The 23,039-nt window shown below is 60.0% G+C and carries 24 protein-coding genes; 16 read left to right on the plus strand and 8 right to left on the minus strand.

Annotated features, from left to right (window positions below; translation table 11 throughout):
- Window positions 1–9: 9 nt before the first annotated feature.
- Window positions 10–348 carry a helix-turn-helix transcriptional regulator gene (locus LOY31_RS17790; protein WP_007952897.1) on the minus strand — a complete coding sequence of 113 codons (339 nt, stop codon included), beginning with the start codon at window positions 346–348 and terminating at the stop codon, window positions 10–12.
- A 98-nt stretch (window positions 349–446) separates the two neighbouring features.
- Here LOY31_RS17790 and LOY31_RS17795 point away from each other — a divergent pair, with 98 nt between their 5' ends.
- Both LOY31_RS17795 and LOY31_RS17800 read left to right on the plus strand, forming a co-directional pair.
- Window positions 447–1,310: an MBL fold metallo-hydrolase gene (locus LOY31_RS17795; RefSeq protein WP_258711958.1), complete on the plus strand. Its 864-nt coding sequence runs from the start codon at window positions 447–449 to the stop codon at window positions 1,308–1,310.
- 127 nt (window positions 1,311–1,437) lie between these two features.
- Window positions 1,438–2,298 (plus strand): tyrosinase family protein, encoded by an 861-nt coding sequence (locus LOY31_RS17800; RefSeq protein WP_258711959.1) that lies wholly within the window; start codon window positions 1,438–1,440, stop codon window positions 2,296–2,298.
- 14 nt (window positions 2,299–2,312) lie between these two features.
- Here the strand turns inward: LOY31_RS17800 and bkdR are convergent, their stop codons facing one another.
- Entirely contained in the window at window positions 2,313–2,801 is a 489-nt protein-coding gene (bkdR, locus tag LOY31_RS17805; RefSeq protein WP_085602691.1) for a Bkd operon transcriptional regulator BkdR, read from the minus strand.
- 185 nt (window positions 2,802–2,986) lie between these two features.
- Between bkdR and LOY31_RS17810 the strand changes: the two genes are divergently transcribed.
- The 5 genes from LOY31_RS17810 (at window position 2,987) to LOY31_RS17830 (ending at window position 9,197) form a co-directional block, all read left to right on the plus strand.
- The gene (locus LOY31_RS17810) at window positions 2,987–4,222 is read left to right on the plus strand and encodes a 3-methyl-2-oxobutanoate dehydrogenase (2-methylpropanoyl-transferring) subunit alpha (protein ID WP_258711960.1); all 1,236 of its coding nucleotides are present in this window, start codon (window positions 2,987–2,989) and stop codon (window positions 4,220–4,222) included.
- 1 nt (window position 4,223) lies between these two features.
- A complete protein-coding gene (locus tag LOY31_RS17815; RefSeq protein WP_007952909.1) occupies window positions 4,224–5,282 on the plus strand; it encodes an alpha-ketoacid dehydrogenase subunit beta in 1,059 nt (352 codons plus the stop codon).
- A complete protein-coding gene (locus LOY31_RS17820) occupies window positions 5,283–6,563 on the plus strand; it encodes a dihydrolipoamide acetyltransferase family protein (protein ID WP_258711961.1) in 1,281 nt (426 codons plus the stop codon). It abuts the gene before it with no gap.
- Window positions 6,564–6,567: 4 nt separating this feature from the next.
- Entirely contained in the window at window positions 6,568–7,941 is a 1,374-nt protein-coding gene (gene lpdA / locus LOY31_RS17825) for a dihydrolipoyl dehydrogenase (protein WP_221535598.1), read from the plus strand.
- A 236-nt stretch (window positions 7,942–8,177) separates the two neighbouring features.
- Window positions 8,178–9,197: a branched-chain amino acid aminotransferase gene (locus tag LOY31_RS17830; RefSeq protein WP_085602685.1), complete on the plus strand. Its 1,020-nt coding sequence runs from the start codon at window positions 8,178–8,180 to the stop codon at window positions 9,195–9,197.
- Window positions 9,198–9,239: 42 nt separating this feature from the next.
- On the opposite strand, the gene LOY31_RS17835 is transcribed toward LOY31_RS17830, so the two are convergent.
- The 3 genes from LOY31_RS17835 to LOY31_RS17845 all read right to left on the minus strand — a co-directional run bounded on the left by LOY31_RS17835 (window position 9,240) and on the right by LOY31_RS17845 (window position 12,619).
- A protein-coding gene (locus LOY31_RS17835) for an IS3 family transposase (RefSeq protein WP_408980453.1) occupies window positions 9,240–10,465 on the minus strand; the annotation gives its coding sequence in 2 pieces (ribosomal slippage) (window positions 9,240–10,114 and window positions 10,114–10,465; 1,227 coding nt in all).
- Window positions 10,466–10,562: 97 nt separating this feature from the next.
- The gene (locus LOY31_RS17840; protein WP_221533752.1) at window positions 10,563–11,402 is read right to left on the minus strand and encodes a TIGR03915 family putative DNA repair protein; all 840 of its coding nucleotides are present in this window, start codon (window positions 11,400–11,402) and stop codon (window positions 10,563–10,565) included.
- Entirely contained in the window at window positions 11,399–12,619 is a 1,221-nt protein-coding gene (locus LOY31_RS17845; protein WP_064597572.1) for a putative DNA modification/repair radical SAM protein, read from the minus strand. The genes LOY31_RS17840 and LOY31_RS17845 overlap by 4 nt, the downstream gene beginning before the upstream one ends.
- A gap of 262 nt (window positions 12,620–12,881) precedes the next feature.
- Between LOY31_RS17845 and LOY31_RS17850 the strand changes: the two genes are divergently transcribed.
- The gene (locus LOY31_RS17850; RefSeq protein ID WP_258711962.1) at window positions 12,882–13,625 is read left to right on the plus strand and encodes an SDR family NAD(P)-dependent oxidoreductase; all 744 of its coding nucleotides are present in this window, start codon (window positions 12,882–12,884) and stop codon (window positions 13,623–13,625) included.
- Here the strand turns inward: LOY31_RS17850 and LOY31_RS17855 are convergent.
- A complete protein-coding gene (locus LOY31_RS17855; RefSeq protein WP_258711963.1) occupies window positions 13,622–14,383 on the minus strand; it encodes a helix-turn-helix transcriptional regulator in 762 nt (253 codons plus the stop codon). The genes LOY31_RS17850 and LOY31_RS17855 overlap by 4 nt on opposite strands.
- 79 nt (window positions 14,384–14,462) lie before the next feature.
- On the opposite strand from LOY31_RS17855, the gene LOY31_RS17860 reads away from it, so the two are divergent.
- The 3 genes from LOY31_RS17860 (at window position 14,463) to LOY31_RS17870 (ending at window position 16,663) form a co-directional block, all read left to right on the plus strand.
- Window positions 14,463–15,563 carry a cytochrome P450 gene (locus LOY31_RS17860; protein WP_085602675.1) on the plus strand — a complete coding sequence of 367 codons (1,101 nt, stop codon included), beginning with the start codon at window positions 14,463–14,465 and terminating at the stop codon, window positions 15,561–15,563.
- A gap of 437 nt (window positions 15,564–16,000) precedes the next feature.
- Window positions 16,001–16,372 carry a DUF6124 family protein gene (locus tag LOY31_RS17865; protein WP_127798595.1) on the plus strand — a complete coding sequence of 124 codons (372 nt, stop codon included), beginning with the start codon at window positions 16,001–16,003 and terminating at the stop codon, window positions 16,370–16,372.
- Between the two features lie 9 nt (window positions 16,373–16,381).
- Window positions 16,382–16,663 (plus strand): hypothetical protein, encoded by a 282-nt coding sequence (locus LOY31_RS17870; protein WP_258711964.1) that lies wholly within the window; start codon window positions 16,382–16,384, stop codon window positions 16,661–16,663.
- An 85-nt stretch (window positions 16,664–16,748) separates the two neighbouring features.
- Here the strand turns inward: LOY31_RS17870 and LOY31_RS17875 are convergent, their stop codons facing one another.
- Entirely contained in the window at window positions 16,749–17,087 is a 339-nt protein-coding gene (locus tag LOY31_RS17875; protein WP_007952931.1) for an FKBP-type peptidyl-prolyl cis-trans isomerase, read from the minus strand.
- Between the two features lie 160 nt (window positions 17,088–17,247).
- On the opposite strand from LOY31_RS17875, the gene LOY31_RS17880 reads away from it, so the two are divergent.
- The gene (locus tag LOY31_RS17880; RefSeq protein ID WP_258711965.1) at window positions 17,248–18,324 is read left to right on the plus strand and encodes a sensor domain-containing diguanylate cyclase; all 1,077 of its coding nucleotides are present in this window, start codon (window positions 17,248–17,250) and stop codon (window positions 18,322–18,324) included.
- Between the two features lie 8 nt (window positions 18,325–18,332).
- Here the strand turns inward: LOY31_RS17880 and LOY31_RS17885 are convergent, their stop codons facing one another.
- Window positions 18,333–18,641, minus strand: coding sequence for an RcnB family protein (locus tag LOY31_RS17885; protein WP_007952935.1), 309 nt, complete (start codon window positions 18,639–18,641; stop codon window positions 18,333–18,335).
- A gap of 204 nt (window positions 18,642–18,845) precedes the next feature.
- Here LOY31_RS17885 and LOY31_RS17890 point away from each other — a divergent pair, with 204 nt between their 5' ends.
- From LOY31_RS17890 to LOY31_RS17905, 4 genes are all read left to right on the plus strand, one after another.
- Window positions 18,846–19,442: a LemA family protein gene (locus tag LOY31_RS17890; protein ID WP_258711966.1), complete on the plus strand. Its 597-nt coding sequence runs from the start codon at window positions 18,846–18,848 to the stop codon at window positions 19,440–19,442.
- Window positions 19,443–19,466: 24 nt separating this feature from the next.
- Complete coding sequence (locus LOY31_RS17895) at window positions 19,467–20,513, plus strand: M48 family metallopeptidase (RefSeq protein ID WP_258711967.1); 1,047 nt, start codon at window positions 19,467–19,469, stop codon at window positions 20,511–20,513.
- A gap of 28 nt (window positions 20,514–20,541) precedes the next feature.
- A complete protein-coding gene (locus LOY31_RS17900) occupies window positions 20,542–21,603 on the plus strand; it encodes a M48 family metallopeptidase (RefSeq protein ID WP_258711968.1) in 1,062 nt (353 codons plus the stop codon).
- A gap of 143 nt (window positions 21,604–21,746) precedes the next feature.
- Window positions 21,747–23,039, plus strand: a complete 1,293-nt coding sequence (locus LOY31_RS17905; protein ID WP_258711969.1) for an MFS transporter — start codon at window positions 21,747–21,749, stop codon at window positions 23,037–23,039.

Genomic DNA, 23,039 nt, shown 5'->3' on the forward strand with positions numbered 1-23,039 from the left:
TAGCCGGGTCTATTGCGCCCAGCTTTTGAGCACGGCTCCGCAGTAGAGTCCGGAAAGGGTTTTCATCACCTGGATCACTTCGTGACTGGCGAGACCGTAAAAAATGTACTTGCCTTCACGACGGGTCGCGACCAGCCCTTCATCGCGCAGGATGCCCAGTTGCTGGGACAGGGTCGGCTGACGCACGCCGGTCATTTTCTCCAGCTCGCCGACGTTGCGCTCGCCCTGGGTCAACTGGCACAGGATCAGCAGCCGATCTTCGTTGGCCAATGCCTTGAGCAGCGAACAGGCCTTGGAGGCCGAGGCGCGCAGTTGGGCGACTTCACATTCGGTCAGACTGGATTGCATTTGCAGGATGCCTTCAACGTCACTTAAGCTGCGGACATTATGTGTTTACATAAAGTGTTGCAACCTGACTTTTCACCTTCCTGCACAGGACCGCGTCCATGCCCGCGCTGATTGAAGCTTTCCTCGACCCCGCCTCTTCGACCTACAGCTATGTGGTCTACGAGGCCGGCGGCGGGCAGTGCGCAATCGTCGATCCGGTGCTTGATTACGACGGTGCCGCCGGCCGCACCTGCACGGCTCAGGCGGACAAGATCATCGCCTTCGTGCGGGCTCATAACCTGCAAGTGCAGTGGCTGCTGGAAACTCACGCCCATGCCGATCATTTGTCCGCCGCACCCTATCTGCGTCGAGAACTGGGCGGGAAAATCGCGATTGGCGAGTCGATCAGCAAAGTGCAGAACGTGTTCAAGGCGCTGTTCAACCTGGAACCGGAATTTCGCGTCGACGGCTCGCAGTTCGATCATCTGTTCGCGCCGAACGAGTCGTTCCGGATCGGCAATCTCAAGGCCACCGCCCTGCACGTCCCCGGTCACACCCCGGCGGACATGGCCTATTTGATCGACGGCGAACAGATCCTGGTCGGCGACACGCTGTTCATGCCCGACGTCGGCACCGCCCGTTGCGACTTTCCCGGCGGCAACGCGCATCAACTGTTCAACTCGATTCACAAATTGCTGACCTTCCCCGCCAGCGTGAAGCTTTACGTCTGCCACGACTACCCGCCGCAAGGTCGCGACTCGCAGTGCCAGACCACCGTTGGCGAACAACGTAAAAGCAATATCCATGTGCATGACGGCGTCGATGAAGCCGCGTTTGTCGAGATGCGCACCAAGCGCGATGCAGGGTTGGGCATGCCGACGTTGTTGCTGCCGGCGATTCAGGTGAATGTGCGGGCGGGGAATTTACCGCCCGCGGAAGGCAATGGCGTTGTCTACCTGAAGATTCCGATCAACTCCGTGTAAGAAAAGATCAGTAAAGCAATTCAAATCAAGGGGATTCGTACCTGTCACGTCGGATCCCATGAACTGGGCGTAATCTCGGCCGACAGGCAGACTTCATGGGGTAATCAACTCATGGAGATTTGGCAATATGGATATTCGCCGTAACCATCGCGACCTGACGCCGGAACAGAAGCACGCCTTCGTAAATGCCATTCTGATACTGAAAAACCAGAGTCCCAGCGTTCTGCGCCCTGGCCAGCAAAGTCGCTACGACGACTTTGTACAAATCCACAAGAATTCCATGGGGCGAGGCAACCCGATCTTTCCCAACCCTCATGGAACCCCCTTGTTTTTCCCTTGGCACCGCATCCTGATTCGCCAGTTCGAGCTGGAACTGCAAGCCGCCGCAAACAACCCGACCATCACGCTGCCGTACTGGAACTGGAGCATGAGTGGTGCGGACGACCCCTTTACCGACGACTTCATGGGCAGAGATGGCGACCCGGCGCAAAACCAGCGGGTCACTATTGGGCCGTTTGCCTTTCAGCGTCGTTTATTCGGCATAAAGGTCTGGGACGGTGAGACGGGTGACGCCGGCTTGCGGCGCAACTTCGGAGCCGATGCCCCGCCGCTGCCCTCTGCGCAGGACGTCGAGTCCGTGTTGAACAGAACGCCGTATTGGTCCGAACCGGCCGGATGGGAAAACCTCATGGAAACAATGCACAACGGTGTCCATGCCTGGATTGGAGGCAACATGAGAGAAGCGGCCTCCCCCAACGACCCTGTATTCTTCCTGCATCACTGCTATCTCGACTATCTCTGGGAGCGCTGGAAACGCAACCACCCGACAGAACCGGTGATCGCGTTTCCCGAGAACGCACCGCACGGGATGCTCGGCTCAACGCTGATGTTCAGCCCGGACAACGAGCCTGCGCCCTGGCTGCAGCCTTTCAGGGTCGAACAGACCTTGAACACGGCAAGTCTGGATTACGGCTATGCCGATCTCTGATCAGGGCTGAGCACTCAGCTCCCGAGGATCAGGCCATTCGCTGGCAACGGCAACGCCGTCTTGTAGCGCACCTGCTTGAGCGCAAAGCTTGACCGGATGTTCGCCACGCCGGGGACTTTGGTCAGAAAGTCCATCATGAAGCGTTCGAGCGCCTGAATGGTCGGCACCAACACCCGGATCAGATAGTCCGGGTCGCCGGCCATCAGGTAGCACTCCATGACTTCGGGGCGGTCGGAAATGGCCTCCTCGAAATGCTGCAGCGCTTCCTCTACCTGCTTCTCGAGACTGACGTGGATGAACACGTTGACGTGCAACCCCAGCAGGTCGGCATCCAGCAGGGTCACCTGCTCGCGGATCAGTCCCAGTTCTTCCATCGCCTTGACCCGGTTGAAGCACGGCGTCGGCGACAGATTGACCGAACGGGCCAGGTCGGCGTTGGTGATGCGCGCGTTCTCTTGAAGGCTGTTGAGAATGCCGATGTCGGTACGGTCCAGTTTGCGCATGAGACAAAACCACCTGTTTTTTATGTTTATGCAGAATTTCTATCTGCAAATGATCTCCAGCGCAACGAAACAGAGAGAAATATTCTTCTTGCCCGGGCCTATGATTGTTGTAGGACAAGATTTCTTTTATCGAAGAATGACTGCCAGCTCACTACAAGAAATTCACAAGATCGAGCGTAGAAGCCATGACCCAAGCGTATGAACCGCTGCGTCTGCACGTCCCTGAACCCTCGGGCCGCCCAGGCTGCAAAACCGATTTCTCCTACCTGCATCTGACCGATGCCGGTACGGTGCGCAAACCCTCCATCGACGTAGAACCCGCCGACACCGCCGACCTGGCCCGCGGCCTGATCCGCGTGCTCGACGACCAGGGCAACGCCCTCGGCCCATGGGCCGAAAACGTGCCGGTCGATATCCTGCGCAAAGGCATGCGTGCCATGCTCAAGACCCGGATCTACGACAACCGCATGGTGGTCGCCCAGCGTCAGAAAAAAATGTCGTTCTACATGCAGAGCCTTGGCGAAGAAGCCATCGGCAGCGCCCAGGCCCTGGCCTTGAACATCGACGACATGTGCTTCCCGACCTACCGCCAGCAAAGCATCCTGATGGCCCGCGACGTACCGCTGGTCGACCTGATCTGCCAGCTGCTGTCCAACGAGCGCGATCCGCTCAAGGGCCGTCAGTTGCCGATCATGTACTCGGTCAAGGACGCGGGTTTCTTCACCATTTCCGGCAACCTCGCTACTCAGTTCATTCAGGGCGTGGGCTGGGGCATGGCCTCGGCGATCAAGGGCGACACCAAAATCGCCTCGGCCTGGATCGGCGATGGCGCCACCGCGGAATCGGACTTCCACACCGCCCTCACCTTCGCCCACGTTTACCGTGCGCCGGTGATCCTCAACGTGGTCAACAACCAGTGGGCGATCTCGACCTTCCAGGCCATCGCCGGTGGTGAAGCCACCACCTTCGCCGGACGCGGCGTCGGTTGCGGCATCGCCTCGCTGCGGGTTGATGGCAACGATTTCTACGCGGTCTACGCCGCTTCCGCCTGGGCTGCCGAACGCGCCCGCCGCAACCTCGGCCCGACCATGATCGAATGGGTCACCTACCGCGCCGGCCCGCACTCGACCTCCGACGATCCGTCCAAATACCGTCCTGCCGACGACTGGAGCCACTTCCCGCTGGGCGACCCGATCGCCCGCCTGAAACAGCACCTGATCAAGGTCGGCCACTGGTCGGAAGAAGAGCACGCCGCCGTCAGCGCCGAGCTCGAAGCCGAAGTGATCGCAGCGCAGAAACAGGCCGAACAGTACGGCACCCTCGCCGGCGGCCAGATTCCGAGCGCTGCGACCATGTTCGAAGACGTCTACAAAGAGATGCCGGAGCACTTGAAGCGCCAGCGTCAGCAGTTGGGGATCTGACATGAACGATCACAACAACAATATTCAGTTGGAAACCGCCATGACCACGACCACCATGACCATGATCCAGGCCCTGCGCTCGGCCATGGATGTGATGCTTGAGCGTGACGACAACGTTGTGGTGTTCGGTCAGGACGTCGGTTACTTCGGCGGCGTGTTCCGTTGCACCGAAGGCCTGCAGACCAAGTACGGCACCTCGCGGGTGTTCGATGCGCCGATTTCCGAGAGCGGTATCGTCGGCGTCGCGGTGGGCATGGGCGCTTATGGCTTGCGCCCGGTCGCTGAAATCCAGTTCGCGGACTACGTGTACCCGGCGTCCGACCAGATCATTTCCGAGGCCGCCCGTCTGCGTTATCGCTCGGCCGGCGAGTTCACCGCGCCGATGACCCTGCGCATGCCTTGCGGCGGCGGCATCTACGGCGGCCAGACCCACAGCCAGAGCATCGAGGCGATGTTCACTCAGGTCTGCGGTCTGCGCACCGTCATGCCGTCCAACCCGTATGACGCCAAAGGCCTGCTGATCGCCTCCATCGAAAACGATGACCCGGTGATCTTCCTTGAGCCAAAACGCCTGTACAACGGCCCGTTCGACGGCCACCACGACCGCCCGGTAACCCCGTGGTCGAAACACCCGGCCGCGCAAGTTCCGGACGGTTACTACACCGTGCCGCTGGACGTTGCCGCGATCACCCGTCCGGGCAAGGACGTGACCGTCCTGACCTACGGCACCACCGTTTACGTGTCGCAAGTCGCCGCCGAAGAAAGCGGCGTTGACGCTGAAGTCATCGACCTGCGCAGCCTGTGGCCGCTGGACCTGGAAACCATCGTCAAATCCGTGAAGAAAACCGGCCGTTGCGTCGTGGTTCACGAAGCCACCCGCACCTGCGGTTTCGGCGCCGAACTGGTGTCGCTGGTGCAAGAGCATTGCTTCCATCACCTGGAAGCGCCGATCGAACGCGTCACCGGTTGGGACACCCCCTACCCGCACGCGCAGGAGTGGGCGTATTTCCCTGGGCCGTCCCGAGTGGGCGCGGCGCTGAAACGGGTCATGGAGGTCTGAATGGGCACGCACGTTATCAAGATGCCGGACATCGGCGAAGGCATCGCAGAAGTAGAACTGTCGCAGTGGCACGTAAAGGTCGGCGATCTGGTCGTTGAAGATCAGGTGCTGGCGGATGTGATGACCGACAAGGCGATGGTCGACATTCCGTCGCCAGTCCACGGCAAGGTGATTGCACTCGGCGGTCAGCCGGGTGAAGTGATGGCGGTCGGCAGTATTCTGATCAGCATCGAGGTTGAAGGTGCAGGCAATCTGAAGGAGTCGGACAAACCGGCGCCTGTTGCGGCGAAAGAAACTCCAGTCGCCCCCAAAGTTGAAGCTGACGTTGAAAGCAAACCTGCTGCCGCCGCACCGCGTCCGGCGGCTGCCGTTTGCCAGGGCCCGATGGTTGCCCGCGAAGCCGATGAGCGCCCGCTGGCCTCACCGGCCGTGCGCAAGCATGCGCTGGACCTGGGCATTCAATTGCGTTTGGTGCGCGGCTCCGGCCCGGCCGGTCGCGTGTTGCACGAAGACCTCGAGGCTTATCTGGCGCAGGGTCAATCGAACGCTTCGGCGCCGGTCGCTGCCGCGTACGCTCAGCGCAACGATGAAGAACAGATTCAAGTGATCGGCATGCGCCGCAAGATTGCCCAGCGCATGCAGGACGCCACTCAGCGTGCCGCGCACTTCAGTTATGTCGAAGAAATCGACGTCACCGCGATTGAAGAACTGCGTGCCCACCTGAATGAAAAACACGGTGCGAGCCGTGGCAAGCTCACCTTGCTGCCGTTCCTGGTGCGCGCGTTGGTCGTCGCCCTGCGCGACTTCCCGCAAATGAACGCCCGTTACGACGACGAAGCCCAGGTCATCACCCGCCTCGGCGCGGTGCATGTCGGCGTCGCTACCCAAAGCGATGTCGGCCTGATGGTGCCGGTGGTGCGTCACGCCGAAGCGCGCAGCCTGTGGGACAGCGCGGCAGAAATCTCCCGCCTGGCCAACGCTGCCCGCAATGGCAAGGCCAGCCGCGATGAACTGTCCGGCTCGACCATCACCCTGACCAGCCTCGGCGCCCTTGGCGGCATCGTCAGCACCCCGGTGCTGAACCTGCCGGAAGTGGCGATCGTCGGCGTCAACAAAATCGTCGAACGCCCGATGGTCGTCAAAGGCCAGGTGGTGATCCGCAAGATGATGAACCTCTCCAGCTCCTTCGATCACCGCGTGGTCGACGGCATGGACGCGGCGCTCTTCATCCAGGCCATTCGTGGTCTGCTCGAACAACCCGCGACCCTGTTTGTGGAGTGATGGCATGCAATCTCTGAACACCACGCTGCTGATCATCGGCGGCGGCCCCGGCGGTTACGTGACGGCCATTCGCGCCGGGCAACTGGGCATTTCGACCATTCTGGTCGAGGGCGAATCGCTGGGCGGCACCTGCCTGAACATCGGCTGCATTCCGTCGAAAGCGCTGATTCATGTGGCCGAACAGTTTCACCAGACTCAACACCACAACCAGCATTCGGCACTGGGCATCAGCGTTTCGGCGCCGACCATCGACATCACCAAAAGCGTCGAATGGAAGGACGGTATCGTCGATCGCCTGACCACCGGCGTCGCCGCGTTGCTGAAGAAGCACAAGGTTCAGGTCATCAATGGCTGGGCCAAGGTCATCGACGGCAAGACCGTGGAAGTCGGCGACACCCGCATCCAGTGCGAACACCTGGTGCTGGCCACCGGTTCGAAAAGCGTCAACCTGTCGATCCTGCCGATTGGCGGGCCGATCATTTCGTCCACTGAAGCGCTGGCGCCAAAGTCGGTACCGAAACGTCTGATCGTGGTCGGCGGTGGTTACATCGGTCTGGAGCTGGGCATTGCCTACCGAAAGCTCGGCGCCGAGGTCAGCGTGGTCGAGGCGCAGGATCGGATCCTGCCGGCCTACGACGCCGAACTCACCCAACCGGTGCACGATGCGCTAAAGCAACTGGGCGTGAAGTTGTACCTGAAGCACAGCGTATTGGGCTTCGACGGTACGTTGCAGGTGCGCGATCCGAACGGCGACACCCTGAACCTGGAAACCGATCAGGTGCTGGTGGCCGTCGGTCGCAAACCCAACACTCAGGGCTGGAACCTCGAAGCGCTGAACCTGGACATGAACGGCTCGGCGATCAAGATCGACAGCCGCTGCCAGACCAGCATGCGCAACGTCTACGCCATCGGCGACCTGAGCGGCGAACCGATGCTGGCCCACCGCGCCATGGCTCAGGGCGAGATGGTCGCCGAGCTGATCAGCGGCAAGACCCGCGAATTCAACCCGACCGCCATCGCTGCGGTGTGCTTCACCGACCCGGAACTGGTGGTCGTCGGCAAGACGCCGGATGAAGCCAAGGCGGCGGGACTTGACTGCATCGTGTCGAACTTCCCTTTCGCGGCCAATGGCCGGGCGATGACGCTGGAATCGAAAACCGGCTTCGTGCGGGTAGTCGCTCGTCGGGACAATCATGTGATTGTCGGCTGGCAGGCGGTGGGTGTCGGGGTGTCTGAGCTGTCGACTGCGTTCGCGCAAAGCCTGGAAATGGGTGCGCGACTGGAAGACATCGGCGGCACCATCCACGCGCACCCGACCCTGGGTGAAGCGGTGCAGGAAGCGGCGTTGCGTGCGCTTGGGCACGCGTTGCACCTGTAACTCTCGGTCGCAGATCGTTCCCACGCTCCGCGTGGGAATGCCTCCACGGACGCTCCGCGTTCGGCTGTTGGGACGCAGAGCGTCCCGGACTGCATTCCCACGCAGAGCGTGGGAACGATCAAAGGCTGAGATTTCGGGCTGCGAAACCGCTCAAGAATGAAGTATTGTTGTGCCCATCCAAAAAAACGTCAGAAGCCTTGAACCGCTTCGGCGGTTGTTCAGTGATAGAGGGTGTCATGGGTAACGAAAGCATCAACTGGGACAAGCTGGGTTTTGACTACATCAAGACCGACAAACGCTATCTGTCGTACTTTCGCAATGGCGAGTGGGACAAAGGCACCCTGACCGAAGACAACGTGCTGCACATCAGCGAAGGCTCCACTGCCCTTCACTATGGCCAGCAATGCTTCGAGGGCCTGAAGGCCTATCGTTGCAAGGACGGCTCGATCAACCTGTTCCGTCCGGACCAGAACGCCGCGCGCATGCAACGCAGCTGCGCCCGCCTGCTGATGCCGCATGTGTCCACCGAGCAGTTCATCGAAGCGTGCAAGGACGTGGTTCGCGCCAACGAGCGCTTCATCCCGCCTTACGGCACCGGTGGCGCGCTGTACCTGCGCCCGTTCGTGATCGGCGTAGGTGACAACATCGGCGTGCGTACCGCACCGGAGTTCATCTTCTCGGTATTCGCGATCCCGGTTGGCGCCTACTTCAAGGGCGGCCTGACCCCGCACAACTTCCAGATCTCCACCTTCGACCGCGCCGCGCCACAAGGCACCGGTGCCGCCAAGGTCGGTGGCAACTACGCCGCCAGCCTGATGCCGGGCTCCCAGGCCAAGAAAGCGCACTTCGCTGACGCCATCTACCTGGATCCGCTGACCCACAAAAAAATCGAGGAAGTCGGTTCGGCCAACTTCTTCGGGATCACCCACGACAACAAGTTCGTGACCCCGAACTCGCCGTCGGTACTGCCGGGCATCACCCGTCTGTCGCTGATCGAACTGGCCAAGTCCCGTCTGGGCCTGGAAGTGGTCGAAGGCGACGTGTTCATCGACAAGCTGTCGGACTTCAAAGAGGCCGGTGCTTGCGGTACCGCTGCGGTGATCACCCCGATCGGCGGCATCAGCTACAACGACCACCTGCACGTGTTCCACAGCGAAACCGAAGTCGGCCCTGTGACCCAGAAGCTCTACAAAGAGCTGACTGGCGTGCAAACCGGCGACGTTGAAGCGCCTGCAGGCTGGATCGTCAAGGTTTGATCTGACGACCATGTCTAGTCCTGAAATAGGTTTACACCTGTTTCACCCTAACGCCCGATGCACCGCATCGGGCGTTTTGTATTTTAAGGACAGGTGCGGGCGCTCCTGGTTGTAGATCAAGATCGCCTCCCGCACCATTTGCTCCGCTTGCGCCAAGTCTGTCGGTCGGTGGAGCAAGAGCTCTGTCTTCAAGATGCCATTGACTCGCTCTGCCAAGGCGTTTTGGTAGCAGTCGTAGCCATCAGTCATTGAGCACGTGATGCCATGTTTGACATGGAGCTTTTGATATAGCGCCGAGCAGTACTGCACACCTCGATCCGAGTGATGAACCAGTTTCTGGCGTGTTCGACGCGTCTTCAAGGCCATACGCAAGGCTTGAGCCACTGAGTCGGCATGCAAGCTGCCATGCACGTGATAGCCGACGATCTTTCTTGAGAAGGCATCCGTCACCAGACTCAAATAGACCGGATCATCACGTTTGGTGGACAGATAAGTGATATCGGCCACCCAAACCTGTTCCGGACCGGTAGCGACAACTTGCGACGGGCCTGGTTTGAGCAGATTGGGATGGCAGCGGAAGTGATGATGACTGTCGGTCGTTTTGTGATAAGCCCGCTTCCTGCGGACCAGTTGGCGGTAATCACGCAAGACCGCCAATAACCGATCGCGGCCGACATGCAGCTCCTGTTTCTCACGCTCCGCGTGCATCAACGAGTGCAATTTGCGGGCGCCAATGCAGGGTTGGCGTACTCGGATTGTCTGCACAAACTGGATGAGTTTCTGATCTTGCTCGATGCGAGCCCGATAGACGCGATTACGTTTGTAAAAGGCTTGGCGACTGATCCCCATAAACTGGCAAGCCCTGCTGACACTCAGGGTTTGGGTTTGCGCAACGACTTGCCGGGCCGCTTTTTTACGACAGAGACGCCGTAGTCGTTCTTCAGTACATCCACCACGTCTTCAAAAAACTTAGCTTTCTGATTCGCCAGCGCCAACTGCTCCTCAAGTTCTTTGATTCTCTGCTCGGGTGTTAAGGGCAAAGTGGGCTCGTCCATCGGTCGGGTCCTTTGGGAACGAATGGAGGCGCCTTGGCTCCAGTCTTGCCGACCATGCTTGCGTAACCAAACCAACACCGTCGATCGACCCTGAATTCCGTAGCGCCGTTGAGCCTCTTTATAACTCAACTCGCCTTTTTCGACTTGGTCGACAACCGACAATTTAAAAGTCAGCGTGTAATCGCGTTGACTGCGTTTTGCGCCCGAATCCATTGCACACTCCTGATAAGAAGCCAGAAGGTGTAAACCTTATTCAGGACGAGACACCAGAAATACAAAAGCCCCCATCGAGAAATCGATGGGGGCTTTTTTATTCGCCTCGATCACTGGCCTTCATGGCAATCCGCTTGCCCGCACGACTGGCAATCCCGCTCGCCTGCCCGTTCTGCTGCTTGCCCATTCGTGCCTGGGTAATCAATCCGGGAATCAGTTCCCCCTCCGGCAGGTTCTTCCAGAACCGCGTCGGCAAATGCCCTTGCATGACTTTCTCGTTCAAACGCGCCGGGTTGAAGATGTGGCTGTAGTACGTCAGCCATAAATCACCGTGGGGATCATCGACGTTCTGCGCCAGTTGCTGCCATTCCACCGGGCACTGACGCTGATGGATCAATTGCTCGCCATCGTAATAAACCCCGTCGCGGGGCGTAGCGATCAGCCAGCGATGCCGACCCATGCGCCCGATGAAGTGTTCGCTGGCGCTGTGCAGGATGTCGTGGGCCGGTTCGTGCCACGCGACGTATTGCGGGCCCGGCAACTCTGGCGGGCGCTCGATGAAACGCACGAACGCATGCAGATGATGTGCTTCGCGCTGCACCTGCTTGATCCGCCGCTGCAACTCGCTGCCCAGTCTGTCGCCGGCCATCATTGCCGTGCGATCGCCATGGCTGACTCGCCACAGCACTTCATACAGCAGACTCCAGCGCTGATCGCCTCGGTATCGCGACGCTTGTTCCAGGGTGTCGAGCAACGCACGCGGGATGCGCGCCTGAAACGGCCCCTGCCCTTCGGGCACCGACACATCACTGGCAAACAGATCACTCACCCCTTCCGACGCCCAGCTCACCAGACTCGGATCGACTTCATGGCTGAGCAGCCAGCGCGCCTGTTGGCGCCAGCTGTCGAACAGGTCGTCGCAATCGAGATTGATCATCCCCACAGCCCCATCTGCTGTGGCATCGGCCGGTCGCGCAACTGCTGATAGAGCATCTGGCTGGTGACCTCGGCCTGCTGCGGGTGGTAATCGCTGGTGATGATGAACGGCTTGGCCTTGGCCAGCACACAGCGCATGCGGGCCACGTCCTCGTAGCGAATGCGCCGCTGCCGACGCAGCTCCACCAAACGTTCGGTGGTGCGCAGGCCGATGCCGGGGATACGTGAGATCAGCGCCGGTTCAGCGCGATTGAGGTCCAGCGGAAACACCTCACGATTCTGCAGCGCCCAGGCCAGTTTCGGGTCGATGTCCAGCGCCAGATTGCCCGGCCCCTGAAGCAATTCACCAGCGGTATAGCCATAACCGCGCAACAGAAAATCCGCCTGATACAAGCGGTGCTCGCGCATCAGTGGTGGTGCGGCCAGCGGCACGCTTTTCGGGCTGTCGGGAATCGGGCTGAAGGCCGAGTAATAGACCCGGCGCAGACGGAAGTTGCCGTAAAGCGCCTGCGCGCTGTGCAGGATGGTGCTGTCGTCGGTGTCATCGGCACCCACAATCATCTGCGTACTCTGCCCGGCCGGGGCGAACTTTGGTGCGCGGGGTTCGTTGAGCACGGTCTGCACACCGGTGTAGATGGTGTTCATCGCCTGCTTGATCGAACCGATGTGCTTCTCCGGCGCCAGGGTTTGCAGGCTGGCATCGGTGGGCAATTCGATGTTGACGCTCAAACGATCGGCATAACGTCCGGCCTCTTCGATCAGCGCAGGATCCGCATCGGGAATGGTCTTGAGGTGAATGTAGCCACGGAATTCATGCTCTTCGCGTAACAGCTTCGCGACACGCACCAGTTGCTCCATGGTGTAGTCCGCCGAACGGATGATCCCCGAACTGAGGAACAACCCGCTGACGCAATTGCGCCGGTAGAAATCCAGCGTCAGCGTCACCACTTCCTCGGGCGTGAAACGCGCACGCGGCACGTCGCTGGAGCGGCGGTTGACGCAGTATTGGCAGTCGTAGAGGCAGAAATTGGTCAGCAGGACCTTGAGCAGTGACACGCAACGGCCGTCCGGCGTGTAGCTGTGGCAAATGCCCATGCCATCGGTCGATCCCAGCCCGCTTTTGCCCTCGGAGCTGCGCTTGGGCGCGCCGCTGCTGGCGCAGGAGGCGTCGTACTTGGCGGCGTCGGCGAGGATGCTGAGCTTGTCGATGATTTGCATGGCACGGACTCGATACTGTTCGCATATACAGTATAGACAGCGATTGGCTCACACAAGATGCAATGCCGCTCTTCGTCGGAATGTCGCGCCGCAGCAGTCAGGTCAATTTGACTCAAGCGCAGTCAGATTGACTCGATGTAACAAAGGTCATAATGACTATCAAACCTGCGCAGCCCTTGATATTAAAGGTTCTCCAGCATGGCCCGAAAATTGACTGGTCTCCCGTAGCCATTTGGCTGAAGACCAAAAACGGGAGTCGAACATGGATCATGTTTTTCAGGGCAAGCTTGCCGTCATCACCGGTGCCAGTTCGGGCATAGGCCTGGCCGCTACCGAACGCCTGCTCGATCAAGGCGCGCGCGTATTGGCCATGTCGCGAAAACTCGGCGCACTGGCCGAACTGCTTGAGCGGTATCCGCAACAACTGGTCTGGCATCCCGGCGATGTCACTCAAGCCTCTGACCTTGCCTCCTTGGCCGAGCAAGCTGCACACATCGGTCCGGTAAGCTTCGTGGTGCCCAACGCCGGTATCGCGGAACTGGCCGACGGGCTCGACAGCTCGACATTCGGTCGCCAATGGGCAGTGAACGGCGCCGGTGCCCTGAACACCTTGGCCGTCCTGCGCCCGCACCTTGCAGACAGCGCTTCGGTGGTGTTCATCGGTACTTTTCTGGCCCAAATCAGTTTCGCGGGACTGGCCGCCTACATCGCATCAAAAGCGGCATTGATCGCCCATGCCCGAACCCTTGCGGTCGAGCTGGCACCCCATGGCGTGCGCATCAATTGCGTCTCCCCCGGCCCGACCGCAACGCCGATCTGGTCGACATTGGGCCTGAGTGACGAAGCGCTCGGGGACGTCGCCCAAGGCGTCAACAAACGTCTTTTGAGCGGGCAGTTTCTCGAACCTGCGGCAGTGGCCGACGTCATTCTTTTCCAGCTGGGCAATGGCGCACGCGGCGTCATCGGTCAGGACTGGGTGGTCGATAGCGGATACACCTTGAGCTAACGCGCATACAGCGATCCGGGCGCGGAATCCGTCAGCTGGCGACCTGACGAATCCCGCCCGGACTCGGGCAAATCCAGACCCCAGCGCGATGACAATTCTCGGCGCCCTTGCACCGTCAACGTCAGCGCCCGACTGTCCAGATCCTGCGTTACCCATTTGCGCTTCAACGCGGTCTGTAAAAAAGCGGCCCCGAGCGAACCGCCCAAGTGCGGCCGACGCATGCTCCAGTCCAGGCAAGGGCAGGCAAAGCGGCGGCGCATCGTCGACAGATCCTTGACCTCAATGCCCAACCCTTCAAACAACGCCTCCCCGCTTTCACTGAGGCGATAAACCTGCTCATCGGTTTCCACCAGCCATCCCGCCTCAAGCAGGCGGTCATGCAACAACACCGCGAGCGTCCCGGCCATATGGTCGTAGCAGGTGCGGGCGAATTGCAGGCGATCCGGCGTGTGCGGTTTGAAGGTCGGCGCGGGGTTCTGGCCGATCACCATCAACGCTTCGAGCGCCTGAGCCACGCGTTTGTCGGCGAGGCTGTAATAACGGTGGCGGCCCTGCACATGCAGGCGCACCAGCGCTAAATCCTTGAGCTTGGCCAGGTGCGCGCTGGCGGTCGAGGCGCTGACGTCGGCGAGGGTTGCAAGCTCTGTGGCGGTGCGGGCGTGGCCGTCCATCAGCGAGCACAGCATTTTGGTCCGTGCCGGCTCCGCGATGGCGGCGGCCACTTGCGAGACGCCGATGTCTTGATGTTCTGCGTGCATATTTCGCTCCCGGACGAATCATCGCCCTCAAGGACTGGAGATAGTAGCAACACTTTCCCCACCGACAAGGTTGCGATCCATGGACCCGATCATCGCTGCGATTCACGCCGATCCCTACCCCTACTACGCCGAACTGCGCGCGGCGGGCGGGCTGACCTTTCATCACGGGCTGAAACTGTGGGTGGCCAGCAGCGCCCGGGCGGTTTGCGCAGTGCTGGCGCATCCGGATTGCCGGGTGCGCCCGGTGCAGGAACCGGTGCCCAAAGCTATCGTCGCTGGAATGGCGGGCAAGGTGTTTGGCCTTTTGATGCGTATGAATGACAGCGAAGCTCAGCGTTGCCCGCGTTCGGCTATCGAGCCGCCGCTGGGGTTGATTGATCGGGAAGAAGTCGGCGCTCTGGTGTCCGCGCGGCTGATAACGAACGATGCCGACGGCCTCTATAAAGCCATGTTTCGCGGCCCGGTGTGCGTGGTTGCATCACTGCTCGGATTCACCCCGGCACAGGCGCGGGTCATCAGTGAAATGACGGCGGATTTCGCAGCGTGCCTGTCGCCGCTGAGCAATGAACTGCAACTGGCGGCAGCGCATCGGGCGGCGGAGCAATTGCGCGGGTACTTCATTGAGTTGCTGGCGGACCCGAACCCGTTTCTCGCCGACATCCAACAGCGATTCGTCGGCGATGAGGACGTGCTGCTCGCCAACCTGATCGGCCTCTGCTCGCAGACGTTCGAGGCCACCGCCGGGCTTATCGGCAATGCTTTGGTGGCGTTGCAGCGTCAGCCTGAATTACGCAACGCGTCAGTGGATTCGTTGTTGGCTGAAGTCCAACGCTTCGATCCATCGGTACAGAACACCCGCCGATTTGTGGCAAACAGCTGTGAAATCGACGGCGTGCGGCTGGAAACCGGCGACGTGATTCTAGTGCTGTTGGCTTCGGCCAATCGCGACCCGGCACTCAATGAAAACCCGGATCGCTTCATGCCTGATCGCCCGAATCGCCGCAGTTTCACGTTTGGCAGCGGTCGGCATCAATGTCCCGGGCAGATGCTGGCAATGACGATCGCCAGCGCCACGCTCACCGAAATCCTCGCCCGCGACATTGATCCGGGAAGACTCGCGTGGCACTACCGGCCTTCGCTGAACGGGAGAATTCCGATGTTCAGCATTGTCGGTGCATGAACATTTGCCATCGCGAGCAAGCTCGCTCCCACAGGGAATTTGAGAGAACGCACAACCCTGTGAGAGCGAGCTTGCTCGCGATGGCGGACTGAAAAATGAAGCATCATTTTGCCCTCATCCGAGAGGCTACATCGCCTTGCGCCTTTGCCTACAACTACGCCAGAATCCGCCGGCTTGTGCGGCTTGGGGCCTGCCAGTAGCTTGATTCGCATCACTGAATGGTCAGTGAACGGGTTTAGTCGCTCGGTGCTTTTTCTCAAGTTCGCAAACTGTCATTCAGTCAGGTATCTCTACGCCTGTACTCAATGGTAGCTGTGCGCAGGGCGCCTTCGGGTGCGCCGGTAATGCTTGGGTACTGGTCGACTAACCTGCGTACAGCTGCCACCTATTGTTTAGTCGCAAGAACGTGTCAGCCTCATTTTGAGGTTACCCAGCAAATGTTCAAATACGTTCCCGATCCACCCGAAACTGACGTACCCAACGAGTCCGACCCAACCTCTCCTTACTCCACAACAGACTCAAAAAAACTCCACGAAGCCGCCGAGCGCGCCCTCGACCATTACCTGAAACCCACCGCCCCGAAACAACACTGCCCCGGCCGCATGTTCCTGGTCGCCCCCGACCTGGATCAACATGCCCTGCTGGCCCACGCCTGCGAATCGATGACTTCGGCCAGCGTGATGCTCAGCGACTTCGCCGCGCTGCTGGACCCGCCCTACCGCAGCACCGTGCTGGGCATCGCCCAAGTGGTGATGTGTGGCGAACTGGCTGTGAACCGGGCGCTGGACACTCTCGATGCCACGACCTGAGGAACACCCATGGAAAGCAAATCCGATGCACACATCGTCGCCGCCCTGATCTCCATCGGCCTCAACGAGAAAGACAGCCAATGGGCCCAAAAAGCCTGTCTGCTACTGCTCGAGAGCGAACGGAAATCCATCGTCAGCGCTGCACTCACCGCCCTCGCCCAACTCGCCCGTGACCATGGCGAACTGGACCGCACCCGCCTGCTGCCGGCACTCACCAGCGTAAAACGCAGATTTCCAAGCCTGACCGGCACGGTTGCCGCGACGCTGGATGAGATGGCGATGGCTGCGTAATAACCTGCGCACAAGGCAAGAAAAAACCCGCTGTCTCCGTGAAGGGAGACAGCGGGTTTTATGACTTCAGCGATGAAACGGGCAATCAATCCTCCCGCGTCAAAACCTCAAGCAACTCAATCTCGAACACCAGATTCGAATTCGGCGGAATCTTGCCCATCGTCCGCTCGCCGTAACCCAGATGCGCCGGCACCAGCAGCTTGCGCTTGCCGCCCACCTGCATGCCCATGATCCCTTGATCCCAACCCTTGATGACCCGGCCCGTACCGATCACACACTGAAACGGCTTCCCCCGGCTCCAGGACGAATCGAATTCGGTGCCGTCTTCCAGCCAACCGGTGTATTGGGTGGTGATCAACGCGCCTTTGACGGCGGCTTTTCCGTCACCGGGCTGAAGATCGATTATCTGCAGTTCATCATTCATAACATTCGCTCTATTGTTCCGCTGGCCGCCGTTTTCCCAGAAATGCCGGCCATTGGCAACCGTTTGACCCAAGGTTGCCGCTGTTTCCGGCATTGGTCGTGAATTAAGATAGCGACACGCCATCACTCCCGGATCGATTCGCCATGACAGCGACGCTTGAATGACTCAACTCTGGATCAGCTTCGCCATTGTCGTTGTGCTGATGGTCGTGATCGCCGTTCTGATCCGCCGGGTGCGCGAGCTTCGTCAGCAACTCGCCGAGTATCGCGAACTGCTCACCCGCGCGGCCGAGGGCCAGAACATCCGGCAGGATGGCGACGCCGACCGCTTCAAGCGCAGCCAGTATTTCGCCCGGATCGGCACGTGGGACTGGGAAGTCGACACTGACCGGCTCTACTGGTCGGACGCGATCTTCGGCATGTTCGGCTTCAAGATCGGCGAAGTGACGCCCTCCTACGCCCTGTTCTGCTCCTGCGTACACCCCGACGACCGCGCCCGGGTGCGCGCCGGGGAATTGCGTTGTCTGGAGACCGGTGAAAACCACGATGAGGAATACCGCGTGGTCTGGCCCGACGGCACGATTCGCTGGCTGCGGGAAACCGGCAATGTGGTGCGCAACGATCACGACGCGGTGATCAAGATGATGGGCGTGGTGCGCGATATCACCGAAGAAAAGGCCTCGGCCAGCTACCTCCAGCACCTCGCTCATTTCGACCCGCTGACCGGCCTGCCGAATCGGCTGGTGCTGGAGGAACGGCTATCGGAAGCACTCGAACATGCCCGCGTGACCGAAACGCGGGTGGCGCTGGTGTTCATCGATCTCAACGGCTTCAAAGCGATCAACGACCGCTACGGTCACGCCGCCGGCGACCGCGTTCTGATCACCACCGCTACGCGCCTGAAACGCATCCTGCGGGTCAGCGACACCGTCGCACGTATCGGCGGCGACGAATTCGTAGTCATCCTGCAAGGCCTCGCCCCCGGCCTGAACCTGCAGGACGAAGCGCGCAGCATCTGCCAGAAAATCTTCATCGAACTGTCCCCGCCAATCCCCATCGGCAACGAACAACGCCACATCGGCACCAGCCTCGGCGTCGCCGTCTTCCCCGACCACGCACCGACCATGGATCGCTTGCTGCACATTGCGGATCTGGCGATGTACGAGGCCAAGCGCAGCGGGAACAATCAGTATCGATTGGGCGGCGGGCAGACGCTCAGTCATGGCCGGGCTGATTGAGCCCGACGCTATTTCTCCACCGGCTGAATCGCCACAATCGTCCCGTTGGTAATCATCACCATCACGTACTTGTCATTGATCTGCACCCACTGCGCCTGCGGCTCCGGTTGCTTGAGGCCTTTCTGTTTCCAGTTGGTCAGGGCTTTTTCGCTGCGCTGATAAATGTCCGGGGCGCGGTCGTTGACTTGCAGTTCGCGGCCGTCGACGGGGGAATGTTCGACGGTAGAGGTCGAGGTTTGCGCCGCTTGAACGAGGGGGCTGATCCCGGCGATACCGGCGACGAGGGCCAGGCTGGCGATTAGGGTCTTGTTGTTCATCGGTGAACCTCCTGAGATTTGTGGTACCTGAACTCCGACTGCGGGGTTCTGGAATCATTCCTTGTTTTTTGATGATGCTGAACCGGAGATTGTAGTCGCGCCCCGGAACGCGATCCGGGCTCGTCCGCCACCGGGCGAATACAGTCAACGGCATCCATTTGCGATAAGATCGCGCGCCCCCACAGAGTGAACAAGGACATCACCGTGAAAATCTATCTCATCGTCAATCTGGTGTTGCTGGCGCTGCTGGGGCTCTACGCTGTCAGTCTTTTCAACAAACTTGTTGCCCGGCGCAACGAGATCAAGAACGCATTTGCCCAGGTCGAAGTGCAGCTCAAACGCCGCTATGACCTGATCCCCAATCTGGTCAGCATCGCCAAGGGTTATCTGGCCCATGAGCGCGAAACCCTTGAAGCCGTGATCGCCGCGCGCAATGCCGCCGTGGCCGGACTTGAAGCTGCACAGGCGAAACCGGGCAGCGCCCAGAACATCGCGCAATTGGGGCTGGCGGACAGCGCACTCAGCAGCGCGCTGGGTCGATTGAACCTGACGCTGGAGGCTTATCCGGAACTCAAGGCCTCGCAGAACATGCAACAACTGAGCGAAGAGCTGAGCAGCACCGAAAACAAGGTGAGCTTCGCGCGGCAGGCGTTCAACGATGCGGTGATGGCCTACAACACGCTCAAGCAGAGCTTTCCGGCGGTGCTGCTGGCGGCCAGTTTTGGCCATCGCGAGGATGCGGTTCCGTTGAAGTTTGCCGATACGCTGGCCATCAAGACCGCGCCCAACGTTTCTTTCTGACTTCTTCTCTCCATGGATGGCTCGATGAACTTTTTCGAACGACAAACCCAGGCCCGAAACCAGACGCAACGGCTGGTGTGCATGATGATTCTGGCGATTGTCATGCTGATCGGGATAACCAGCCTGCCCTTCGTCTTCAATGGTTTTGAGGATTACCTGAGCGGCACTGGCACGCTGACGGACGCGTTTCTGGCAATGGCCGTTATCGCATCGTTCATCAGCAGCATCGTGGTGATTGGCGGTCTGCTGAAATATCGGCAATTGCGCGCGGGCGGCAAGGTCGTCGCGGAGAAACTGGGTGGCCGCCTGCTCAACGGCAATGCGCACACCCTGGACGAGCAACGGTTGATGAACGTCGTCGAAGAAATGGCGATTGCCTCCGGCACCTGCATGCCAGCGGTGTATCTGTTACCCGACGAAAGCATCAACGCCTTCGCGGCCGGATTTACACCGGAGGACGCGGCCATTGGTGTGACCCGTGGCGCGGTGACGCTGCTGACCCGGGAAGAACTGCAAGGGGTGATCGCTCACGAATTCAGCCACATCTTCAACGGTGACATGCGCCTCAACACGCAACTGGTGGCAGTGGTGCACGGCCTGTTGGTGTTGGGGCTGGCTGGCACTTACATAATGGCCAGCCTGCTCAAGCGCGACAAACGCGACGTGCGGTTGATGCTGGTGGTTTTTGCGCTCGGTTTCGCACTGTGCGTGGCCGGATTTATCGGAAATCTCTATGGGAATTTGATCAAGGCGGCTGTCAGTCGCCAGCGTGAGTTCCTCGCCGATGCGAGCGCGGTGCAATACACGCGCAATCCGCAAAGCATTGTCGGCGCCCTGAAAAAAATCGGCGCCCATAAACAAGGCTCCATCATCAACTCCCCACGTGCCGCCGAGTTCAGTCATCTGTTTTTCAGCACGGGCGGATCAGGTTGGCTGAGCCGGATGTTTGCGACCCACCCTGATCTGAGCGTGCGGATTCGTCGGATCGATCCGCAGTGGGACGGGAGTTTTACGACGGCTGCCGCAGCGGGCAAACCGGTGCCAGATCAGATGGCGGCAACCGCGGATTGATTCAGCCTCCACGTCCACGGATGGTCAGATGAATTTCTTTGAACAACAGTGCCGGGCCAAACGTCGCTCGGTGCAGCTCGTGATCTTGATGTTTCTCGCCGTACTCGGCTTGATTCTCGTGTCCTTCATGCTCCTGATTCTGCCGATCTCGTACGGCAAAACGCTCGAGGATCTGGCGGAAAACTGGCAGTTTTTCGCGATCATTGCAGCGCTGGTAACGGCTGTTGTGTTGCTCGGCGGACTGTTCAAATACGTCGAACTGACAGGGGGCGGAAAAGTGGTCGCGCGCCGTTTGGGTGGTCGTCTGATCAACCATGACGCGCGGACTCTGGAAGAGCGTCGCTTGGTCAACGTAGTGGAGGAAATGGCCTTGGCGTCTGGCACCGCCGTTCCTTGCGTGTATCTGTTGCCGGATCAGGGCATCAATGCATTTGCCGCCGGTTTCACCCCTCAGGATGCAGTGATCGGCGTCACTCAAGGTGCGATAAGCCTGTTGTCACGCGATGAACTGCAAGGCGTTATCGCCCACGAATTCAGCCACATCTATAACGGCGACATGCGCCTGAACACTCAACTGGTCGCGATCGTTCACGGGATCATGGTGATCGGGTTGGCGGGAAACCATCTCTTGCGCGGTCTTGAGGACACACCACACTCATCTGCCAATCGTAAGCAGCCGACCATTCTGGTCAGCATGTTTGGCACCGCGCTGTGCATTGTCGGATTCTCCGGGACGTTCTTCGGCAACCTGATCAAGGCTGCGGTCAGCCGGCAACGCGAATTCCTGGCCGATGCGACCGCCGTGCAATACACCCGCAACCCCGACAGTATCGCCGGGGCACTGAAGAAAATCGGCGGGTACAAAATGGGCTCGACCCTCAAGGCCGCCCGCGCCGCCGAGTTCAGCCACCTGTTTTTCGGCCCTGGCACTACAAGCTCTCATCTGCTCTCGGGTCATCCGGATCTGCGTGAACGCATTCGCAGGATAGACCCTGACTGGGACGGGATTTTTGTGAACATCGCCGCACCTGCGCAAGACTCGATGGTAGCCAGAACCGTGCGGGCAGCGCCGACCAAGGAGCTGCCATAGCACGCCATTGATCCGCTTGACACATCAATCCATGCCAACAATGCAATTAACAAATCGATCCCTGCGCGCCACTATCCGCCCCAATAAGAACCGTGCGCCGCCTCCCCGTCGCGCACGTCATAAAAGCGGTGGAGTACTTTTCTATGACAGCCTCAATCCCACACGGCGGCTCGCGGGCCGGCGCCATTTTCCGGGTGACCTCGGGTAACTTCCTCGAACAGTTCGACTTCTTTCTGTTCGGCTTCTACGCCACGCAGATCGCGGCGGTGTTCTTTCCGGCGAGCAGCGAATTCGCGTCCCTGATGATGACTTTTGCGGTGTTCGGCGCAGGCTTTTTGATGCGTCCGCTGGGAGCCATCGTGCTCGGCGCGTACATCGATGACGTCGGTCGGCGCAAAGGTTTGATCGTCACCCTGTCGATCATGGCCAGCGGCACGATCTTGATTGTGCTGGTGCCCGGATACGAAACCATCGGCCTGTTTGCCCCGGCGCTGGTGTTGGTCGGGCGGTTGTTGCAAGGCTTCTCCGCCGGTGCCGAACTGGGCGGGGTTTCGGTGTATCTCTCGGAGATCGCCACGCCCGGTCGCAAAGGCTTTTTCACCGCCTGGCAGTCGGCCAGTCAGCAGGTGGCCATCGTCGTCGCCGCTGCGCTGGGTTATGGCTTGAACCAGTGGATGGCGCCGCAAGCCGTCGCCGATTGGGGCTGGCGGATTCCGTTTTTCGTCGGCTGCATGATCGTGCCGTTCATCTTCTTTCTGCGGCGCAATCTCGCGGAAACCGAAGAGTTTGCTGCTCGCAAACATCGTCCGAGCATGAAGGAAGTGTTCCGCACCCTCGGTCAGAACTGGGGCGTGGTACTGGGCGGGATGCTGATGGTCGCCCTGACCACCACCGCGTTTTACTTGATCACCGTGTACGCACCGACCTTCGGCAAAACCGTGCTGCACCTGAGCACATCGGATGCGTTGCTGGTGACGCTGCTGGTGGGTGTTTCCAACTTCTTCTGGCTGCCGATTGGCGGCGCATTGTCCGATCGCGTCGGCCGCCGTCCGGTGCTGATCGCCATGGCGTTGCTGGCCCTGGCCACCACGTATCCGGCGCTGTCGTACCTGGTGCAGGCGCCTAGCTTCAGCCACATGCTGCTGTCGCTGTTGTGGCTGTCGTTTATCTACGGCCTGTACAACGGCGCGATGATTCCGGCGCTGACCGAAATCATGCCGGTGGAAGTGCGGGTGGCCGGTTTCTCCCTGGCTTACAGCCTCGCCACTGCCGTGTTCGGCGGATTCACTCCAGCGATGTCGACCTTCCTGATCCAGTACACCGGCGACAAAGCCGCACCGGGTTACTGGATGAGCATTGGCGCGCTGTGCGCACTGGGCGCGACGCTTTATCTGTATCGCCGGGCCGGCGGTCGTCTGCAACCTGTTACTGCCTGA

Source organism: Pseudomonas sp. B21-021, from assembly GCF_024749205.1.
In the GTDB taxonomy this organism is placed as follows: Bacteria; Pseudomonadota; Gammaproteobacteria; order Pseudomonadales; family Pseudomonadaceae; genus Aquipseudomonas; species Aquipseudomonas paraglycinae.